This is a genomic window from Phytohabitans sp. LZ39, from assembly GCF_059359075.1.
The window spans coordinates 173,805-191,169 of sequence record NZ_JCADBM010000004.1 but is presented as its reverse complement, the minus strand read 5'-3'; the positions used below and the strand labels follow the sequence as shown (position 1 = coordinate 191,169).

At 70.6% G+C, this 17,365-nt stretch carries 13 protein-coding genes; 9 read left to right on the top strand and 4 right to left on the bottom strand.

The window, feature by feature from the left end:
• Positions 1–254 precede the first annotated feature (254 nt).
• Genes AC5L36_RS09900 through AC5L36_RS09890 form a run of 3 tightly spaced genes read right to left on the bottom strand, consistent with a single transcriptional unit; the run spans position 255 to position 3,099 of the window.
• Positions 255–929 carry a response regulator gene (locus tag AC5L36_RS09900; protein WP_441214649.1) on the bottom strand — a complete coding sequence of 225 codons (675 nt, stop codon included), beginning with the start codon at positions 927–929 and terminating at the stop codon, positions 255–257.
• 16 nt (positions 930–945) lie between these two features.
• Positions 946–2,178, bottom strand: coding sequence for a sensor histidine kinase (locus tag AC5L36_RS09895; RefSeq protein WP_441214648.1), 1,233 nt, complete (start codon positions 2,176–2,178; stop codon positions 946–948).
• Between the two features lie 9 nt (positions 2,179–2,187).
• A complete protein-coding gene (locus AC5L36_RS09890; RefSeq protein ID WP_441214647.1) occupies positions 2,188–3,099 on the bottom strand; it encodes a RecB family exonuclease in 912 nt (303 codons plus the stop codon).
• A gap of 143 nt (positions 3,100–3,242) precedes the next feature.
• On the opposite strand from AC5L36_RS09890, the gene AC5L36_RS09885 reads away from it, so the two are divergent.
• From AC5L36_RS09885 to arc, 4 genes are all read left to right on the top strand, one after another.
• The gene (locus AC5L36_RS09885; RefSeq protein WP_441214951.1) at positions 3,243–4,334 is read left to right on the top strand and encodes a site-2 protease family protein; all 1,092 of its coding nucleotides are present in this window, start codon (positions 3,243–3,245) and stop codon (positions 4,332–4,334) included.
• A complete protein-coding gene (locus AC5L36_RS09880) occupies positions 4,331–5,317 on the top strand; it encodes a tRNA (adenine-N1)-methyltransferase (protein WP_441214646.1) in 987 nt (328 codons plus the stop codon). Before AC5L36_RS09885 ends, AC5L36_RS09880 begins: the two co-directional genes overlap by 4 nt.
• A complete protein-coding gene (locus AC5L36_RS09875; RefSeq protein ID WP_441214645.1) occupies positions 5,310–5,897 on the top strand; it encodes a hypothetical protein in 588 nt (195 codons plus the stop codon). Before AC5L36_RS09880 ends, AC5L36_RS09875 begins: the two co-directional genes overlap by 8 nt.
• Before the next feature lie 152 nt (positions 5,898–6,049).
• Positions 6,050–7,831, top strand: a complete 1,782-nt coding sequence (gene arc, locus AC5L36_RS09870; RefSeq protein ID WP_441214644.1) for a proteasome ATPase — start codon at positions 6,050–6,052, stop codon at positions 7,829–7,831.
• A 1,545-nt stretch (positions 7,832–9,376) separates the two neighbouring features.
• On the opposite strand, the gene AC5L36_RS09865 is transcribed toward arc, so the two are convergent.
• A complete protein-coding gene (locus AC5L36_RS09865; protein WP_441214643.1) occupies positions 9,377–10,633 on the bottom strand; it encodes a hypothetical protein in 1,257 nt (418 codons plus the stop codon).
• 192 nt (positions 10,634–10,825) lie between these two features.
• Here AC5L36_RS09865 and dop point away from each other — a divergent pair, with 192 nt between their 5' ends.
• From dop to AC5L36_RS09840, 5 genes are all read left to right on the top strand, one after another.
• Positions 10,826–12,343, top strand: a complete 1,518-nt coding sequence (dop, locus tag AC5L36_RS09860) for a depupylase/deamidase Dop (RefSeq protein WP_441214642.1) — start codon at positions 10,826–10,828, stop codon at positions 12,341–12,343.
• A 93-nt stretch (positions 12,344–12,436) separates the two neighbouring features.
• The gene (locus AC5L36_RS09855; RefSeq protein ID WP_441214641.1) at positions 12,437–12,655 is read left to right on the top strand and encodes a ubiquitin-like protein Pup; all 219 of its coding nucleotides are present in this window, start codon (positions 12,437–12,439) and stop codon (positions 12,653–12,655) included.
• Between the two features lie 110 nt (positions 12,656–12,765).
• The gene (prcB, locus tag AC5L36_RS09850) at positions 12,766–13,605 is read left to right on the top strand and encodes a proteasome subunit beta (protein ID WP_441214640.1); all 840 of its coding nucleotides are present in this window, start codon (positions 12,766–12,768) and stop codon (positions 13,603–13,605) included.
• A gap of 44 nt (positions 13,606–13,649) precedes the next feature.
• The gene (gene prcA, locus AC5L36_RS09845) at positions 13,650–14,486 is read left to right on the top strand and encodes a proteasome subunit alpha (protein WP_441214639.1); all 837 of its coding nucleotides are present in this window, start codon (positions 13,650–13,652) and stop codon (positions 14,484–14,486) included.
• Between the two features lie 834 nt (positions 14,487–15,320).
• Positions 15,321–16,886, top strand: a complete 1,566-nt coding sequence (locus tag AC5L36_RS09840; RefSeq protein ID WP_441214638.1) for a pectate lyase family protein — start codon at positions 15,321–15,323, stop codon at positions 16,884–16,886.
• The last annotated feature ends 479 nt before the right edge of the window (positions 16,887–17,365 follow it).

The following is a 17,365-nucleotide window of genomic DNA, read 5'->3' as shown; positions in this document are numbered from 1 at the left end:
GGAATCGTCCGCCCGCGGGGGGAACTCGAAACCCACCTTTGGATGCGGGCCGTCCCCGATGCTCGCTCAGGGTTGCCCCTGAGCGAGCCCGCGCACAAGGCCTGTGGCCAGGCCTTCCCCCGAATGCCCATCACGGATCTCACGCTAGGTCACGGAAGGGCCCGCGCCGTCGTGCTTGCGGAGACTCTTCGGGTACGCCCGGCGAGGTGTCCGGCGCGCCCGGCCTCCCCCTGAAGGAGTACGCCCGCGTCCCCCTACGCGCCGGGGCGTACCAGGCCGGTCTCGTACGCGAGCACGACCGCCTGCACCCGGTCGCGGAGGCCGAGCTTGGTCAGCACGTGGCCCACGTGGGTCTTGATCGTGGTCTCGCTGACCGACAGCGCGCCGGCGATCTCCGCGTTGGACAGGCCCCGGGCGACCTGCACGAGCACCTCGCGCTCCCGTTCGGTGAGCGAGTCGAGCGCCTTCGGCGGGGTGGAGGAGGGGTCGGGCAGGCTGTCCGCGAACCGGTCGAGCAGCCGCTTGAGGATCCGCGGCGCCACCACCGCCTCGCCGGCCGCCACCGTGCGGATCGCGGTCACCAGGTCTTCGGCCGGCACGTCCTTGGCGAGGAAGCCGCTCGCGCCGGCCCGCAGCGCGCCCACCACGTACTCGTCGAGGTCGAAGGTCGTGAGGATGAGGACCCGCACCGGCAGGCGGGCGTCGACGATCGCGCGGGTGGCCGCCACCCCGTCGAGGCGGGGCATGCGGATGTCCATCAGCACCACGTCGGGCAGCAGCCGGCGGGCCAGGTCGACCGCCTCGGCGCCGTCGCCGGCCTCGCCGACGATGTCCAGGTCTTCCTCGGCGCCGAGCACCATGCGAAAGCCCGTCCGCAGCAGCGGCTGGTCGTCGGCGAGCAGGATCCGCACCGGCCGTTCCGAAGTCACCCTGGTCCCCCTGTCGCTACTGTTCCATGGGGATCTTCGCGTACACCCGGAAGCCGCCGCCGGGCCGGGGGCCCGTGCGCAGCGTCCCGCCGTACAGCGCGACCCGCTCGCGCATGCCGACGAGCCCGTGCCCGACGGCCTGGTCGGAGCCGGGCACGGGGCCGCGGCCGGTGTCGAAGACCTCGACGATCAGCCAGTACACGCCGAAGCTGAGCCGCACGTGCGCGGTGGCGTTGCCGGCGTGCTTGAGCGCGTTGGTGAGCGCCTCCTGCACGATCCGGTAGATGGCGAGGGCCACGCCGTGGTCGAGCGGGCCGGGTGTGCCGTCGACCCGGAGCGCGACCGGCAGCCCCGCCTCGCGTACCTGCTCGACCAGCGCCTCGATGCCGGCGAGGCCGGGCTGCGGGGAGAGCTCGGCGGCCGGCTCGGCGTCGGTGCGGAGGACGTCGAGCAGGCGGCGCATCTCGCGGAGCGTGGCGCGGCTGGTGTCCTCGATCGTGGCGAGCGCCTCGTCGGCCGAGTCCGGGTCGCGCTTGAGCACGCGGCGGGCGCCGGTGGCCAGTACCCCCATCACGCTGACGTGGTGGGCGACCATGTCGTGCAGCTCGCGCGCGATCCGGCGGCGCTCGTCGCCGACGGCCTGCTCGGCCAGCGCCCGCTGGTTCTGCTCGGCGGCGCGGGCGCGTTCCTCCAGCGCGTGCGTGGACGTGCGGCGAGCGTGCACGGTGCGGCCGAAGAAGAAGCAGACCATGGCGATCAGCACGTTGAGGAACACGATGTAGCCGAGCGACATGCCGTCGGGGCGCAGGTGGGCGGGTGTGAAGAAGTTGATCACCAGCACCGGACCCCACAGCAGCGCGGCCGCCAGGCCGGCCCGGGAAAGGGCGAACTGGGCGGCGACCGTGTAGGTCAGCAGCAGGATCGCCACGGTCGCGGTCACCGTCTGGTGCTCGGTGATCGCGGACGCGCCGCCGGCCGCGATCAGCAGGACGACGGCGCCCCACGTGCTGACCCGGCGCAGCACCAGCGGCGCCGCGCCGGCGACGCTCAGCACCACGACCGCCGCCCAGCCCAGCTGGCGCGGCTGGGGTGGACCGATCGCGGTGAGGATCAGCTCGACCGCGATGACCGCGGCCGCGAGCAGGCCGTCGTTGCGCAGCACGCGCCGCGCGTCCGGGTCGGGACGCAGCCGCTCACGCCAGCCGCCCCACAGGGGCCGGCCGGCGGCGGGAGCGTCCGCGGGGGTCATGCAGCGAAACTATCCGCTGCGGGACGCTTCTCCTTCGTCGCCCGCGGTGAGCCGGTCATCCTCCTGGGGGATGAGGGCGGCGTCCGCGGTCTCGTCGCCCGGCTCGGGGAACGGCGGTGGGGTGCCGCCGAAGGCCGGGCAGAGCGACTGATGGCTGCACCAGTCGCAGAGGCGGCTCGGCTTGGGCCGGAAGTCGCGCTCGGCGGTGGCCCGGTCGATCGCCTGCCAGAGCGCCAGCAGCGTGCGCTCGAAGCGGACCAGCTCCTCGGGGTCGGGCGCGTAGTCGCAGATCTCCCGGTCGCGCAGGTAGAGCAGGCGCAGGACGCGCGGCACCACGCCCCGGGTGCGCCACAGCACCAGCGCGTAGAACTTGAGCTGGAACAGCGCCCGCGCCTCGAACGCCTCGCGCGGCGCGCCGCCGCTCTTGTAGTCGACCACCCGCAGGTCGCCGGCGGGGGAGACGTCGAGGCGGTCGACGTAGCCCCGGATCACCAGCCGGTCGTCGACCACCGCGGAGACCAGGCTCTCCCGCTCGGCCGGCTCGAGCCGCCGCGGGTCCTCGACCGCGAAGTAGCCCTCCAGCAACTCGCCGGCCGACGTGAGGAACCGCTCCCGCTCGTCCGCGACCAGCAGCTCGGCCAGCGCCGGTGCCTCCTCGACCAGCCGCTCCCACTGTGGAGTGATCAGGTCGGCGGCCGCGGCCGGGGTGCGCTCGGCGGCCGGCAGGTCGAACAGGCGCTCCAGCACCGCGTGCACCAGCGTGCCGCGGGCCTGGTCGGGCGTCGGCTGCTCGGGCAGCCGGTCGATCGTGCGAAACCTGTACAACAAAGGGCAGGTCTTGAAATCGGCCGCGCGCGAGGGGGAGAGGGTGGGGTAGACCGGCTCCTGCGAATCGATCTCGCCAAGCTCCGCGACCGTCATGCCAAGAGGTTAGGGCACGGGTATGACACGTCACCCGCGCCGCGCTCGGCAACCCGTAGCATCGAGGGGTGGAGGATCGCGCGCGGCAGGACCGTGCCCGGAAGGATCAGTCCGACCGCCGACCGGGTCTCGCCGTGGGGCGGGTGCTCGGCGTGCCGGTGTATCTCAACGCGTCGATGCTCCTCCTCGCCGTCCTCGTCACGGTCATCTACGGCGAGTTCGTCCGCCGCGAGCTCGATCTCTCCCAGCCGGCGGGTTACGCGATCGGGTTCGGTTTCGTCGTCTGCCTACTCGGATCGGTGCTCCTGCACGAACTCGGCCACGCGTTGACGGCGCGCCGGTACGGTATCGGCGTGCGCGGCATCACCCTGGAGCTGCTCGGCGGCTACACCGAGATGGACCGCGACGCGCCCAGCCCCAAGGTCGACCTCTACGTGTCGCTCGCCGGGCCGGCCGTGTCGCTGGTGCTCGGCGTGGTGGCCACGGTCGCGGCGCTCGCGCTGCCCGACCGCACGCTGGTCAACCAGCTCGCGTTCCAGCTCGCGGTGAGCAACATCGTGGTCGCCGTGTTCAACTCGCTGCCCGGCCTGCCGCTCGACGGCGGCCGGGCGCTGCGCGCGGCGGTCTGGGCGATCAGCCGCGACCGCCACCTGGGCACCGAGGTCGCCGGGTGGGTGGGGCGCGCGGTCGCGATCGCCACCGCCGCCGCGGTCGCGCTGCTCACCGTGGCCGGCGTGCTGTCCACGTTCGGGCTGGTGTTCATGCTGCTCGTGGCGTTCACGATGTGGCAGGGCGCCGGCCAGGCGATCCGGGTGGCCCGGATCAGCCGCCGGTTCCCGCTGATCGACGTGGCGCGGCTGGCCCGGCCGGTGTTCGCGGTGCCCACCGGCACGCCCCTCGCCGAGGCGCAGCGGCGCGGCACCGACGCCGGCCGCGCGGGCGCCTCGCTCGGGGTCTCCGACTCCGCCGGGCGGCTCGTCGCGCTGGTCGACCGGGCCGCGGCCGCGGCCGTGCCGGCCGAGCGCCGTCCGTGGGTCTCGGTCGACACCGTGGCCCGGGGCATCGACGGCATCCACACGATCCCGGTCGGCACCAGCGGCGAGCAGGTGATCAAGGCGGTCCAGGCACACCCCGGCGCGCAGTACCTGGTGACCGCGGGCGACGATGTCGTCGGCGTCCTCCACGTCGCCGATCTCGCCCAACTCCTCGAACCCAACCGGAAGATGAACACGTGACCGCCGCGCTCTCCGACGACGTCGACTCCGTGCCCGCCCACCGCGGGCCGTTCCGCCCTGGTGACCGGGTGCAGCTCACCGATCCCAAGGGCAGGATGCACACGATCGTGCTGGAGCCCGGCCGCTCGTTCCACACCCACCGGGGTGCGCTGGAGCACGACGCGCTCATCGGCCTTCCGGATGGAAGTGTGGTGACATCCAGCGGCGGCACCGCGTACCTGGCGCTCCGCCCGCTGCTGTCCGACTATGTCCTGTCGATGCCGCGCGGCGCCCAGGTGATCTACCCCAAGGACGCGGCACAGATCGTCGCGATGGGCGACATCTTCCCGGGTGCGAAGGTCCTGGAGGCCGGCGCCGGCTCAGGCGCGCTCTCCTGCTCGCTGCTGCGCGCGGTGGGCACGGCGGGCGAGCTGCATTCGTGGGAGGTGCGCGACGACTTCGCCGCCATCGCCCGGAAGAACGTCGAGGCCTTCTTCGGCGGCCCGCACTCCGCGTGGCACCTGCGCGTCGGCGACGTCACTGAATGCGACGAAACAGGCTTCGACCGGATAATCCTGGACATGCTTACCCCGTGGGAGGCGCTCGACCTCGTCGAGCGGGCCCTCGTGCCCGGCGGCGTCTTCATCGGGTACGTGGCGACCGTGCCCCAGCTCTCCGAGCTGGTCGAGGCGCTGCGCGAGCGCGGGTGCTTCACCGAGCCGCGCGCCTGGGAGAGCCTGGTGCGCGACTGGCACGCCGACGGGCTGGCCGTCCGCCCCGACCACCGGATGATCGCGCACACCGCGTTCCTGGTCTCCACCCGCCGCCTCGCGCCCGGCGTGACAGCCCCGCCGCGCCGCCGCAAGCCCAGCAAGGGCGCCGAGGCGTACGCGGCCCGCAAAGCGGCTTCGGGCGCCGCTCCGGAGGTGCCGCCGCGGGCGGTGGCCGCCGCCGGGCCCGTGCCGGCGCCCGCCCGGGGTGAGGAGGCCGACACGAGTGGCTAGGCCGGCGTTCGGAGGTGGTGAGCTGCCCGCGGTCTTTCCCGACTGGTCGCCGTACCAGGACCTGGACTCGGCGGCCCGGGCCTACCTGCGCGACCCCGATGTGGCCCTGGAGGCCCTCGGCGGGGTGCTGCGCGGCGCCACCGTGCTCGGCTTCACACTCGAACGCTTCGTCAACGAGGTCAACGGTGTCTGGCAGGAGGTCGTGGTCTGCGACGGCAGCCGGCTCATCCTGTGGCACGGCGAGGACGTGGCGCCCGGCGACGGCCCGCCCGGCTCGATGACCTCCTCGCTGCGCGTCGTGCCGCTCTCCACGGTCACCGAGGTGGGCTGCCGCCGGCGGCTCACCCGCACTGCCGGCGGGCAGGCCCGGGTCGACAGCATCGACGTGTACCTGCTGCTCAGCTCCCTCGACGAGGCCGTGCCCAACCCCGCCGCGCCGGCCGAGGAGAACGCCAACTCGGTACGCCACGACGCGCTCCGCTTCGGCAAGACGCTCGACGACGGCGGTGCGGGGCAGATCACGCGGCTCGAGGAGTTTGCCCGGCTCGTGGCCTCGATGGTGGGACGCCCGACACTTTGAGGAATGTGCCGCTGGTCTCCGGGCATTACACAGGCTGCTCACCCCCGCATTGCAGATCAAGAGTCAGTGACGAGGGTGTTGCGTAGGTTCGATTGGCCGTAACAGCGGTTAGTGTTATGGCAGTACGTTCAAGCCCCCCGGGGAGGTGGGACGTGGCACGCAGCGACGACGCGGACTCGCGCGCCGCACGGTGGGAGAAGGAGGCCCACGATCTCTCCACTCAGGTCGCGTTCCTTCAAGAGGAACTCGCTCTGGTGCGGCGCAAGCTGACCGAAAGCCCACGACACGTCCGGCAGCTCGAGGAGCGGCTAGCGGCAACGCAGGCGCAGCTGGCCCGACTGACCGAAAACAACGAGCGGCTCGTGAGCACTCTCAAAGAGGCCCGAGCCCAGATCGTCACGCTCAAGGAGGAGATCGACCGCCTGGCGCAGCCGCCGAGCGGTTACGGCGTCTTCCTGGCCAAACACGACGACGGCACCGTCGACGTGTTCACCGGCGGGCGAAAGCTCCGGGTGGCGGTGTCCCCGTCACTCGACGTCGACGAGCTGCGTCGCGGGCAGGAGGTCCTGCTCAACGACGCGCTCAACATCGTCGACGCGTTCGGTTACGAGCGGGTCGGCGAGGTGGTCATGCTCAAGGAGGTGCTGGAGCACCCCGCCGGCGGTCCGGGTGACCGGGCGCTGGTGGTGTCCCACGCCGACGAGGAGCGCATCGTCCACCTCGCGGAGACGCTCATCGGCTCGGCGCTGCGCGCCGGCGACTCGCTGATGATCGAGCCCCGCTCGGCGTACGCGTACGAGCGGATCCCCAAGAGCGAGGTCGAGGAGCTCGTCTTGGAGGAGGTGCCCGACGTCGGATACGAGGACATCGGTGGCCTCCAGTCCCAGATCGAGCAGATCCGCGACGCGGTCGAGCTGCCGTTCCTGCACTCCGACCTGTTCCGGGAGCACCAGCTGCGCCCGCCGAAGGGCATCCTGCTCTACGGCCCGCCCGGCTGCGGCAAGACCATGATCGCCAAGGCCGTCGCCAACTCGCTGGCCAAGAAGATCGCCGAGGGTCGTGGCGAGGAAAAGCACACCAGCTACTTCCTCAACATCAAGGGCCCTGAGCTGCTCAACAAGTACGTCGGCGAGACCGAGCGGCACATCCGGCTTGTCTTCCAGCGGGCCCGCGAGAAGGCGGACGAGGGCACGCCGGTCATCGTGTTCTTCGACGAGATGGACTCCGTCTTCCGCACCCGCGGCTCCGGCGTCTCCTCCGACGTGGAAAACACGATCGTGCCGCAGCTGCTCAGCGAGATCGACGGCGTCGAGGGCCTCGAAAACGTCATCGTGATCGGCGCCTCCAACCGCGAAGACATGATCGACCCGGCCATCCTGCGCCCCGGCCGTCTCGACGTGAAGATCAAGATCGAGCGCCCGGACGCCGAGGCCGCGCGTGACATCTTCTCGAAGTACATCCTGACCGGGCTGCCCCTGCACCCCGACGACCTCACCGAGCACGGCGGCGACGCACAAGCCACCGTCGCCGCGATGATCGAGGCGGTCGTCCTGCGCATGTACTCCGAGACCGAGGAAAACCGCTTCCTCGAGGTCACCTACGCCAACGGCGACAAGGAAGTCCTGTACTTCAAGGACTTCAACTCCGGCGCCATGATCCAAAACATCGTCGACCGCGGCAAGAAGATGGCCATCAAGGAGTTCCTGTCGTCGGGCCGTAAGGGCCTGCGCTTGCAGCACCTGCTGGACGCCTGCGTCGACGAGTTCCGCGAAAACGAAGACCTGCCCAACACCACCAACCCGGACGACTGGGCCCGCATCTCCGGCAAGAAGGGCGAGCGGATCGTCTACATCCGCACGCTCGTCTCCGGCGGCAAGGGCGCCGAGGCCGGCCGCTCCATCGACACCGTGAGCAACACGGGTCAGTACCTGTAGCCCGCACCGTTCGCACAGAAGGGCCCCGGCGTTGCCGGGGCCCTTCTCGTGTCGGCCGCGTCAGCCTCGTTCGTGGTTGCGGGTTGGTGCGCCTCGGGCTTCGCGCACCGCTGCGGCTAGGGGGATGGCCTGGCCGCGAACACGCATGACCAGCGGATCGTTGCCACAGCCCACGTCTCGGGAGATTGGCTCGGTGTTCACCGCGTTTTGATGATCGTTAGCCCAAAACCCGCGTTCGTGCCGGCGTGTCACACGGGTTTCGGGCTAACGATCACGACGCCTTCCACATGCTGACCCGATGGTCCCGTCACGTGGGAGATGCGGGGCTGCGGCGCCGCATCGCATGATCGTTAGCCCGTTAGGGGCGTGGTCTTCGGCGTGTCGCGACCTTTTCGGGCTCACGATCATGACGCCGCCCACATGCTGAGCCACATCCCAAGGACCGGGCGGGTGGGCCGGCGATCCGCCGGTCATTTGTGTTTCGCGGCCCCGGTCAACCCCCGAAGCCGCAGCAGCGTGCGAAGCACGCCTCCCACCGCAACCACCCACCAACAACGTCAAACAAGGGCAGGCGGCCCCGTCCGGAGCCGGAGGCGCACTAACCGCAACGAAATCCAGGTCCGGACCGCCGCAGCCAGCGGCTTCACCCCATCCGCCGCCGGGCCGCGGTCGCCCCTGTCCACGATGTCTGTTCTCGGATAGGCGATCCCGCAACAACAAGGGGGTTTCGTCGCCGCGAGTAACCGCCGTCGCCGTGCACGCGGCACAAGATTCGAGATCTTGGAGAGTTAGGGCGCCATATCAACCCTAACCGTCCTAGATCTCAAAGCCCCCGATCCCGGGCCGGTGACGCCATGTAACCGATAGCCCATGGCCGGAGCGGACCTTGCGAGCGGGGAGCATACGGTCTACCGCTGACGCGGACTGGAGAGATCTGCTTGGAAGTAGTCGGCTGAAAGCGGTCATGACCCCTGTGGCCGGCCCTGCCTCTTGCCGCAGCCAGCGGGCGTAGCCCGAGCCGTGCCGTATGCCGTCGTCCACCCGCACGGGGAGCAGACCAGCGCCGGGGCCGCCACACCCCAAAGCAGGGTGAGGATCAGACGGCGGCTGGCGGCCCCGGCGCTGGTCTGCTCGGCTTTGCCTGGACGACGGCATACGGCACGGCTCCCACCGCAACCACCCACCAACAAAAGAACCAGCCGGGGACGGCCCGGCCGGAGCCCGAGGCCCCGCCGGAGGCGCAGTAACCGCAACCACAAGCGAAGCCGAAACCGCAGAGCAAGGGACAACCCGGCTCCAACTCCGAAGTCGAGGGGCCACAAATACCAAGACCACCGGCTGTCATCGGGGCGGCCGCCTGAGGGGCTTGCGCCGCGGACCCGGCAGTGGACGGCCGGGGGTTTCGACTCGCCCTGCGAGCCGCCGGCCGGGAGCGGTGCCCGCGGGAAAACACCCCAAGAAAACGCTCCGCCGCGCTCCACGTTTCCCCGGGGACCCCGCGCATACGGCCTACAGCTGACGCGGACGCGGGCAAAACCCAAATGGTCAGCCGCTGGCGCCCGGAGAAGACGCGGGCTCGGCGGCGGGTGGTCTCTGGAAGGCGGGCAGCAGGCCCTTCGCGACCCGGTCGAAGAGGACCGCCACGGCCACGACCAGCGCGGGCAGCATCGGCAGCTCGTACCGGAACATGGTCATGAACGGCGCGATGAGGAAGATGCCCGTGGCGCCGACCCAGGCGGAGGCCACGAGCCACGGCACCACGGTGCGCCAGGCGACCACGCTGGCCACGATCGACAGCACCAGCAGCAGCACAAGGGGCCAGCTGGAGAGGACGATCGTGGCCTCCTTGGAGAGCGCCGTCGGGACCGCCTCGCGGTACCAGGGCATCGCCTCGCCCAGTGTGCGGGCGCGGCCGCCGGTCATGCTGAAGAAGTGGTCGCGGCTGCTCAGCGGCGCGCTGACCTCCTTGCTCCAGATGCCGCCGGCGATCACGCCAACCGCGGCGCCGGCGGCGGCGGCGGTCCAGGAGCGCCAGCGGTCGCGGTCGCGCCACATCGCCCAGAGCCATACCGCCGCGACCGTGGCCACCGTGTAGGGCGTGATGACGCGTGCGGTGCCCACCAGGAACGCGGCCAGCGCCAGGCCGGCCACGGTCCACTTCGTCGCGGGCTTGCGCCAGGGGAGTAGCAGCAGCAGCGTCGTATGGAGCATCAGCGCGAGCGAGTCGGTCAGGCCGCCGACGCACCACTTGGCGATCAGCGGGGACATGACCGCGAGCACGCTCGCCGCGACCGAGGCCGGCACCGAGGCGTGCACGGTGGCGAAGCGGTAGATCAGGAACATCGCGACCACGAACGCGATGGCCGGCACCACCACGATGCCGCCGGGGCCGAAGAGCGCCACCCACGGGATCGACAGCAGTGGCAGCAGTATGCGTGGGCGGTAGCTGAGCGTGAAGGGCTTGGAGGCCCACAGGTAGTCGTACGGCTTGAAGGTGCCGTGGTCGCGGATGTAGTCGAGCACGATCTGCTCGCCGTGCGCCTTGTCGTACCCCATGTACTGATACGTGTAGATCAGGTACCACTGCGAGTCGGGGAAGATCTGGTGGGTCGAGGCGTAGGTCCAGATCATCGCGGTGGTCGTGGCCGCCAGGACGACGAGGGCGCCCCACGCGAACGGTCCGGAGGGTCGGCGCCATCTTCTCGTGCGCCGTTTCGCTGGCTTTTCCTCGGCCGAAGGGGCCGGCACGACGGCCTCCTTCTCCTCGGACGGGACGGCTCGCGTGACCGTCAGCTCACCCACCCGCTACGCTCCTCGCCTGGTCGCCATGCGTTTGCCCGTGCGCCGCCCACTGTGGCCGCGTCATGATACCGGAGCGTAGCCCCGGAGAGTCGTTCCAACCCCACCCGGTGCGGCGCAGCGCGGAGCGTGCCTATCGGACTACGCTCGACGGGTGGCGCGTACGCACCTGGGCGGCAGTGAGGTAGGCGAGGCATGAGTGTTCGGCGGATCATGGGGACCGAGGTCGAGTACGGTATCTCGGTGCCCGGCCAGCCCGGGGCCAACCCGATGGTCACCTCGTCCCAGGTGGTCAACGCGTACGGGGCCCGGCCCGAGCTGACCCGCGGTGGGCGGGCTCGGTGGGATTACGAGGAGGAGTCGCCGCTGCGCGACGCGCGCGGCTTCACCTACTCGGGGGCCGCGTACGACCCGGCGGAGGCGCTCGCCGACGAGGATCTGGGGCTGGCCAACGTCATCCTCACCAACGGCGCCCGGCTCTACGTCGACCACGCGCACCCGGAGTATTCGACGCCCGAGGTGACCAACCCGCTCGACGTGGTCAAGTGGGACAAGGCGGGCGAGCGCGTGATGGCCGAGGCGTCGCGGCGCGCGGCCACCATCCCGGGCACGCACACCATCCACCTGTACAAGAACAACACCGACAACAAGGGCGCCAGCTACGGCGCGCACGAAAACTACCTGATGCGCCGCCAGACGGCGTTCGCCGACATCGTGGCCTACCTGACGCCGTTCTTCGTGACCCGCCAGATCGTGTGCGGCGCGGGCCGGGTCGGGATCGGGCAGGACGGGTCGCAGCCCGGCTTCCAGATCTCCCAGCGTGCCGACTTCTTCGAGGTCGAGGTCGGGCTGGAGACGACGCTCAAGCGCCCGATCATCAACACCCGCGACGAGCCGCACGCCGACGCGGACAAATACCGGCGCCTGCACGTCATCATCGGCGACGCCAACCTGTCGGAGATCTCCACCTACCTCAAGGTGGGCACCACCGCGCTGGTGCTCACGATGATCGAGGAGAAGGCGCTCACGCCCGACCTCGGCATCGCCGACCCGGTCTCCGAGCTCAAGGCGGTCAGCCACGACCCGGCGCTGGCCCACCTCATGCGGCTGCGCGACGGGCGCCGGCTCACCGCGCTCGACCTCCAGTGGGCCTACTTCGAGCGGGTCAAGTCCTTTGTGGACGACCGCTACGGCCAGGACACCGACGCCGCCACCACCGACGTGCTCGCCCGCTGGGAGAGCGTGCTCGACCGCCTCGGCCGCGACCCCATGCTCTGCGCCGACGAGCTCGACTGGGTGGCCAAGCTGCGGCTGCTGGAGGGCTACCGCGAGCGGGAAAAGCTCGGTTGGGCCTCGCACAAGCTCCAGCTCGTCGACCTCCAGTACTCGGACGTCCGCCCGGAGAAGGGGCTCTACCACCGCCTCGTCGCCCGCGGCTCGATGAAGACGCTCCTCGAAGACGAGCAGACCCGCCGGGCGATGGTCGAGCCGCCGGAGGACACCCGGGCCTACTTCCGGGGCCGCTGCCTCGCCCAGTACGCGTCCGAGGTGGTCGCCGCCAGCTGGGACTCGGTCATCTTCGACGTGGGGCGCGAGTCGCTCGTGCGGGTGCCGATGATGGAGCCCGAGCGGGGCACCCGCAAGCACGTCGGTGCTCTCTTCGACCGCTGCGCCAGTGCCAAGGACCTGCTCGAGGCCATCACCGGCGGGTGATCGCTGCGCCCTGGGCGAAACGTCGCGTGAGGCGAGGGTTTTCCGTGGCACCGGCGAGGTAGTTTTTCAGCAAGCGATGTTGAGGAGGACCCGATGGCTACCCGTGACACAGGCGGTCAGTCACAGTCCGGCAAGGCCCGCCGCGAGGAGGACGTCGACGCCGGCCCGGCCCCCGAGGCCAACCCGGAGGTCGCCGAGCGCCACGCCGAGATCACGGAGGACGTCGACGACCTCCTGGACGAGATCGACTCGGTGCTGGAAGAGAACGCGGAGGAGTTCGTGAGGGGGTACGTCCAGAAAGGCGGCCAGTAGTCGGTAAGTGTCTGCTTTGGGCGTTCTTTAGTGCGAGCGGCTCCGTCCGCTCGCGCACTCTGTGACGTGGCGTATCTTGCGAACGCGATCACCTATCTGAAGGGAAGCACGTGCCTGCGGGTTTTGATCCATCCCGGCGTCTACCAGACTTCTTCGCGGACCCGGGGACGTCCTCCTTCACGCAGTTCCTCAGTCTGAACGCGCCTGAGCTCCTGCCCGGGCGTCGTCCGCTCCCGCCGGGGTACTCCGCGGACATGGCACCGCACGCCACCACGGTCGTGTCGATCGTCTGCGCCAACGGCGTGGTGATGGCCGGCGACCGGCGCGCCACGGCGGGCAACCTCATCGCCAGCCGCGACATCGAGAAGGTGCACCCGGCCGACCCGTACTCGCTGGTGGGCATGGCCGGCACGGCCGGCGTGGGCATCGAGCTGATCAAGCTCTTCCAGGTGGAGCTCGAGCACTACGAGAAGATCGAGGGCGCGATGCTCTCGCTCGACGGCAAGGCCAACCGCCTCGCCGCGCTGGTGCGCAACAACCTCGGCGCGGCCATGCAGGGCCTCGCGGTCGTGCCGATCTTCGCGGGCGTCGACCTGGCCGCCACCGACCCGACCAAGGTGGGGCGCATCTTCAGCTTCGACGTCGCGGGCGGCCTCTACGAGGAGACCGGGTACGACGGCATCGGCTCCGGGTCGCTGTTCGCCAAGTCGGCGCTCAAGAAGCGGTACCGGCCGGGCCTGTCGGTGGAGGAGGCGGTGACGCTGGGCGTGGAGGCGCTCTACGACGCGGCCGACGACGACACGGCCACCGGTGGCCCCGACCTGACCCGCAAGATCTACCCGGTGGTCATGAGCGCGACCACCGAGGGCACCCGCCGCCACACCGACGAGGAGGTCGGCGCGATCGCCGAGGCCGTCGTCGCCCGCCGCATGGAAAACATCGGCGGCTGATACCCGCCCCACCGATCTCGTCTGTCTGAAGGAGAGCCGCCGACGTGGCAATGCAGTTCTACGCCTCACCCGAGCAGATCATGCGCGACCGCTCGGAGCACGCCCGCAAGGGCATCTCCCGCGGTCGCAGCGCCGTGGTGCTCACGTACGAGGGCGGGGTGCTGTTCGTCGCGGAAAACCTGACCTCGCTGCGCAAGGTGAGCGAGATCTACGACCGCATCGGGTTCGCGGCCGTGGGGCGGTACAACGAGTTCGAAAACCTGCGCCGCGCCGGCGTGCGCAAGGCCGACCTCGACGGCTACAGCTACGACCGGCGTGACGTGACCGGGCGGGCGATCGCCAACGCCTACGCGCACGCGCTCGGCGCCATCTTCACCGAGCAGGTGAAGGCGTACGAGGTGGAGATCTGCGTCGCCGAGGTGGGCACGACGCCGGAGTCCGACGAGATCTACCGGATCACGTACGACGGCTCGGTGCAGGACGAGCCGGGCGTGATGGCGATGGGCGGCCAGGCGGAGGCGATCTCCGGCGCGCTCAAGGAGGCCCACCGGATCGACCTGTCGCTCGGCGAGGCGGTGCGCCTGGCGGTGAAGGCGCTGGGCAGCGTCGGCGGCGAGGGCGGGCAGCCCCGCACGCTCGGCGCCGAGCAGCTCGAGGTGGCGGTGCTCGACCGGAGCCGCACGGGCCGCACGTTCCGCCGGGTCATCGGGGTGGCGCTGACGTCGCTGCTGACCGAGGAGCCGCCGGCCGCGCCGGTCACCGAGTCGCCGTCCGAGCCGCCGCCGGCGGTGGAGAAGAAGGCTCCGCCGCAGTCCGCCGGCTCCGACGACCTGGAGATCCTCGACGACCTCGACGAGGCCGAAGGCGACGCCAAGGAGTAGGCGCCGCTTCGAGGCAGATTTCCCCTCGTTCGCGTCCGCTGCGGACCGTATGCCCGGGGTCCCCGGGGGAAGCGTGGAGCGCGGCGAGGCGTTTCCTGGCGTGCTTTCCCCGCGGGCGCCGCTCCCGGCCGGCGGCTCGCGGGCGAGCCGAGTGCCCCGGCCGTCCGCTGGCTTGCGGCGCGGGCCTGGCAGCGCGGGTCGGGGATCTCGGCGAGCCCTGGCGAGCCGCCGACCCGCGCGTACTCCGGCGGGAGCAGCGGTCCGCGGCTGACCCGAACCCGGGCAAACTCCAACTCGCCGCAGTCTGGAAAAGCTCGATGCCGTCGCGGTCCATGCCGCTGCCGCGGACTCACTCGTCCGCCGCTCACCCCAGGGACGCACGGTTCGTTTGTCCACGATGTCCATTGCCCGGGGGCGACGGGCACCAGACCGAACAGACACGCCATCACCGCCAGTAACCGCCACAGCGCGCGTGAACCGCGTCCGATGCCAGATCTTGGAGAGTTAGGGCGCCATGTCAACCCGAACTCTCCTAGATCCGCCCTCGGGGCTGGTTACCCTCCGTCAGGGGCGCGGCGGCGGGTGGGCCGCGCGATCCTTCGGGCTTGTCCCGCGGAGCTGGCAGTGGACGGACGGGGTGCGACGAGCGCCAGCGACGAGCCGGCCGGGAGCGGTGCATGCGGGACAGCACCCCAAAGCTCCACGTTTCCCTGGGGCCTGGGGTGACCGCGGCGAGTTGACACTTGCAACATCTATAGACGGCGTCCTATGCTCGCCCGTGGAAAGCGCTTTCCTGCCTCACGGATCCCTCCGGTGGAGGCGACCAAGCGAGAGATGAGGCGAGGAAAAGTGAGACTGCGACTCTTCGCGGCGCTCGGGGCGGCGGCCGTGGTCGCCGGCGGGACCGGTGTGATGCTGGCGATTCCGGAGGCGTCGGCGGCGACCGGCGGCGTCACCGGCTACGCCACGCAGAACGGCGGCACCACCGGCGGCGCGGGCGGCCAGACGGTGCGGGCCACCACCGGCACCGCCATCCACACCGCCCTGTGCAACCGGGCCAGCAGCAGCACCCCGATCGTCATCCAGGTCGAGGGCACGATCAACCACGGCAACACCACCAAGGTGTCGGGCGACAGCTGCAACACCGCCGCCGACAAGATCGAGCTCAAGGAGATCAGCAACATCACCATCATCGGGGTCGGTGGCGGAGCCGTCTTCGACCAGTTGGGCATCCACATCCGTGACTCCAGCAACATCATCATCCAGAACGTGACCGTCCGGAACGTCAAGAAGTCCGGCTCGCCCCTCTCCAACGGCGGCGACGCCATCGGCATGGAGAGCACGGTCCGCAACATCTGGGTCGACCACGTCACGCTGGAGGCGTCCGGCGGTGAGGCGGAGGGCTTCGACGGCCTCTTCGACATGAAGGACAACACCCAGTACGTGACGCTCTCGTACAGCATCCTGCGCAACTCCGGCCGCGGCGGCCTCATCGGGTCGAGCGAGAGCGACACCTCGAACGGGTTCGTCACGTTCCACCACAACCTGTACGAGAACATCGACTCCCGCACGCCCCTGCTGCGCGGCGGCATCGCCCACATCTACAACAACCACTACGTGAGCCTCCGCGAGTCGGGCATCAACTCGCGCGCCGGCGCACGCGCCAAGGTGGACAACAACTACTTCCGGAACTCCAAGGACGTGCTCGGCACGTTCTACACCGACGCGGCCGGCTACTGGCAGGTGAGCGGCAACGTCTTCGACAACGTGACCTGGTCGGCCCCCGGCGACGACACCAACCCGGCCGGCCCCAACGTCCAGTCGAACACCAGCGTCAGCATCCCGTACGCGTACACGCTCGACGGTGCCAGCTGCGTGCCGAACGTGGTCAGCCAGACCGCTGGCGCCAACAAGGGCCTCCAGGTCTCCAACGGCAACTGCGTGCCGCAGAACCCGACCACGCCGCCGCCCACCACCGCCGGCCCGAACCCGACGACGCCGGCGCCCACCACGCCCGCACCGACCCAGCCGAGCGGCACCAACCTCAGCATCGGCGCCGGCTCGGACGGCTCCAGCAAGGCGAGCGGCACGAGCTACGGCAACGTCCGCGACGGCAGCCTGACCACCTACTGGTCCCCGGCCGGCGCGACCGGCGACATCTCGATCAAGTGGGGCTCGGCCACCCGCGTCTCCCGCGCCGTCATCCGCGAACCGTCCGGCACCAGCGGCAGCATCGGCTCCTGGCAGCTCGTCAACCACGACACCGGCGCCGTCCTGACCTCCGGCAGCGGCGCCGGCACCATCACCTTCGCCGCGACGTCGCTGACGAAGATCACCTTCCGCATCACCAGCTCCGGCGGCGCCCCACGCGTCGCGGAGTTCGAGACCTACGCCAGCTAGGCCGCATCGGCTTCCGGCCCAGGCGGTGTCAGCCTGGGCCGGAACCACATTCTGTCCCGGGCCGCGTCAGCGGCGGACCGCCGCTCCCGCCGGAGACCGCTCCCGGCCGGCTCCTCGCCGGCGCTCGTCGAAACCCCGGCCGTCCGCTGCCGGGTCCGCGGTCCCAAGCCCTTATCCTCTTGGTCTTCGTGGATGGACGCGGCTCGGCTTTTGGTTGCGGTTAGCGCGCCTCCCGGCGGGGCCTCGGGCTCCGGACAGGGCCGCCCTGCGGCTGGTTCGTGCGTGGAGGGGTGGTGGCTCGGTGTTGATCAGGGACTTGGTGGGCGTGTCGCCCGGTGCGTCACTCCACCAACCCCCTGATCAACAGGGCGACTGCCGTGGGTGCGACAAATGCCGCGTCATCTGTCCACTGTGGGCGGCCACGATCGCCCATGGCTGGTGTGGCTACGATTGAGAGCTTGTTGCCCTCGACCGGGACT

What these genes read in the sequence shown, in the direction of transcription:
- AC5L36_RS09840 (WP_441214638.1), top strand. Translation starts at nt 15,321, where the DNA reads ATGAGGCGAGGAAAAGTGAGACTGCGACTCTTCGCGGCGCTCGGGGCG.
- AC5L36_RS09890 (WP_441214647.1), bottom strand. Translation starts at nt 3,099, where the DNA reads ATGACGGTCGCGGAGCTTGGCGAGATCGATTCGCAGGAGCCGGTCTAC.
- AC5L36_RS09895 (WP_441214648.1), bottom strand. Translation starts at nt 2,178, where the DNA reads ATGACCCCCGCGGACGCTCCCGCCGCCGGCCGGCCCCTGTGGGGCGGC.
- dop (WP_441214642.1), top strand. Translation starts at nt 10,826, where the DNA reads ATGAGTGTTCGGCGGATCATGGGGACCGAGGTCGAGTACGGTATCTCG.
- AC5L36_RS09855 (WP_441214641.1), top strand. Translation starts at nt 12,437, where the DNA reads ATGGCTACCCGTGACACAGGCGGTCAGTCACAGTCCGGCAAGGCCCGC.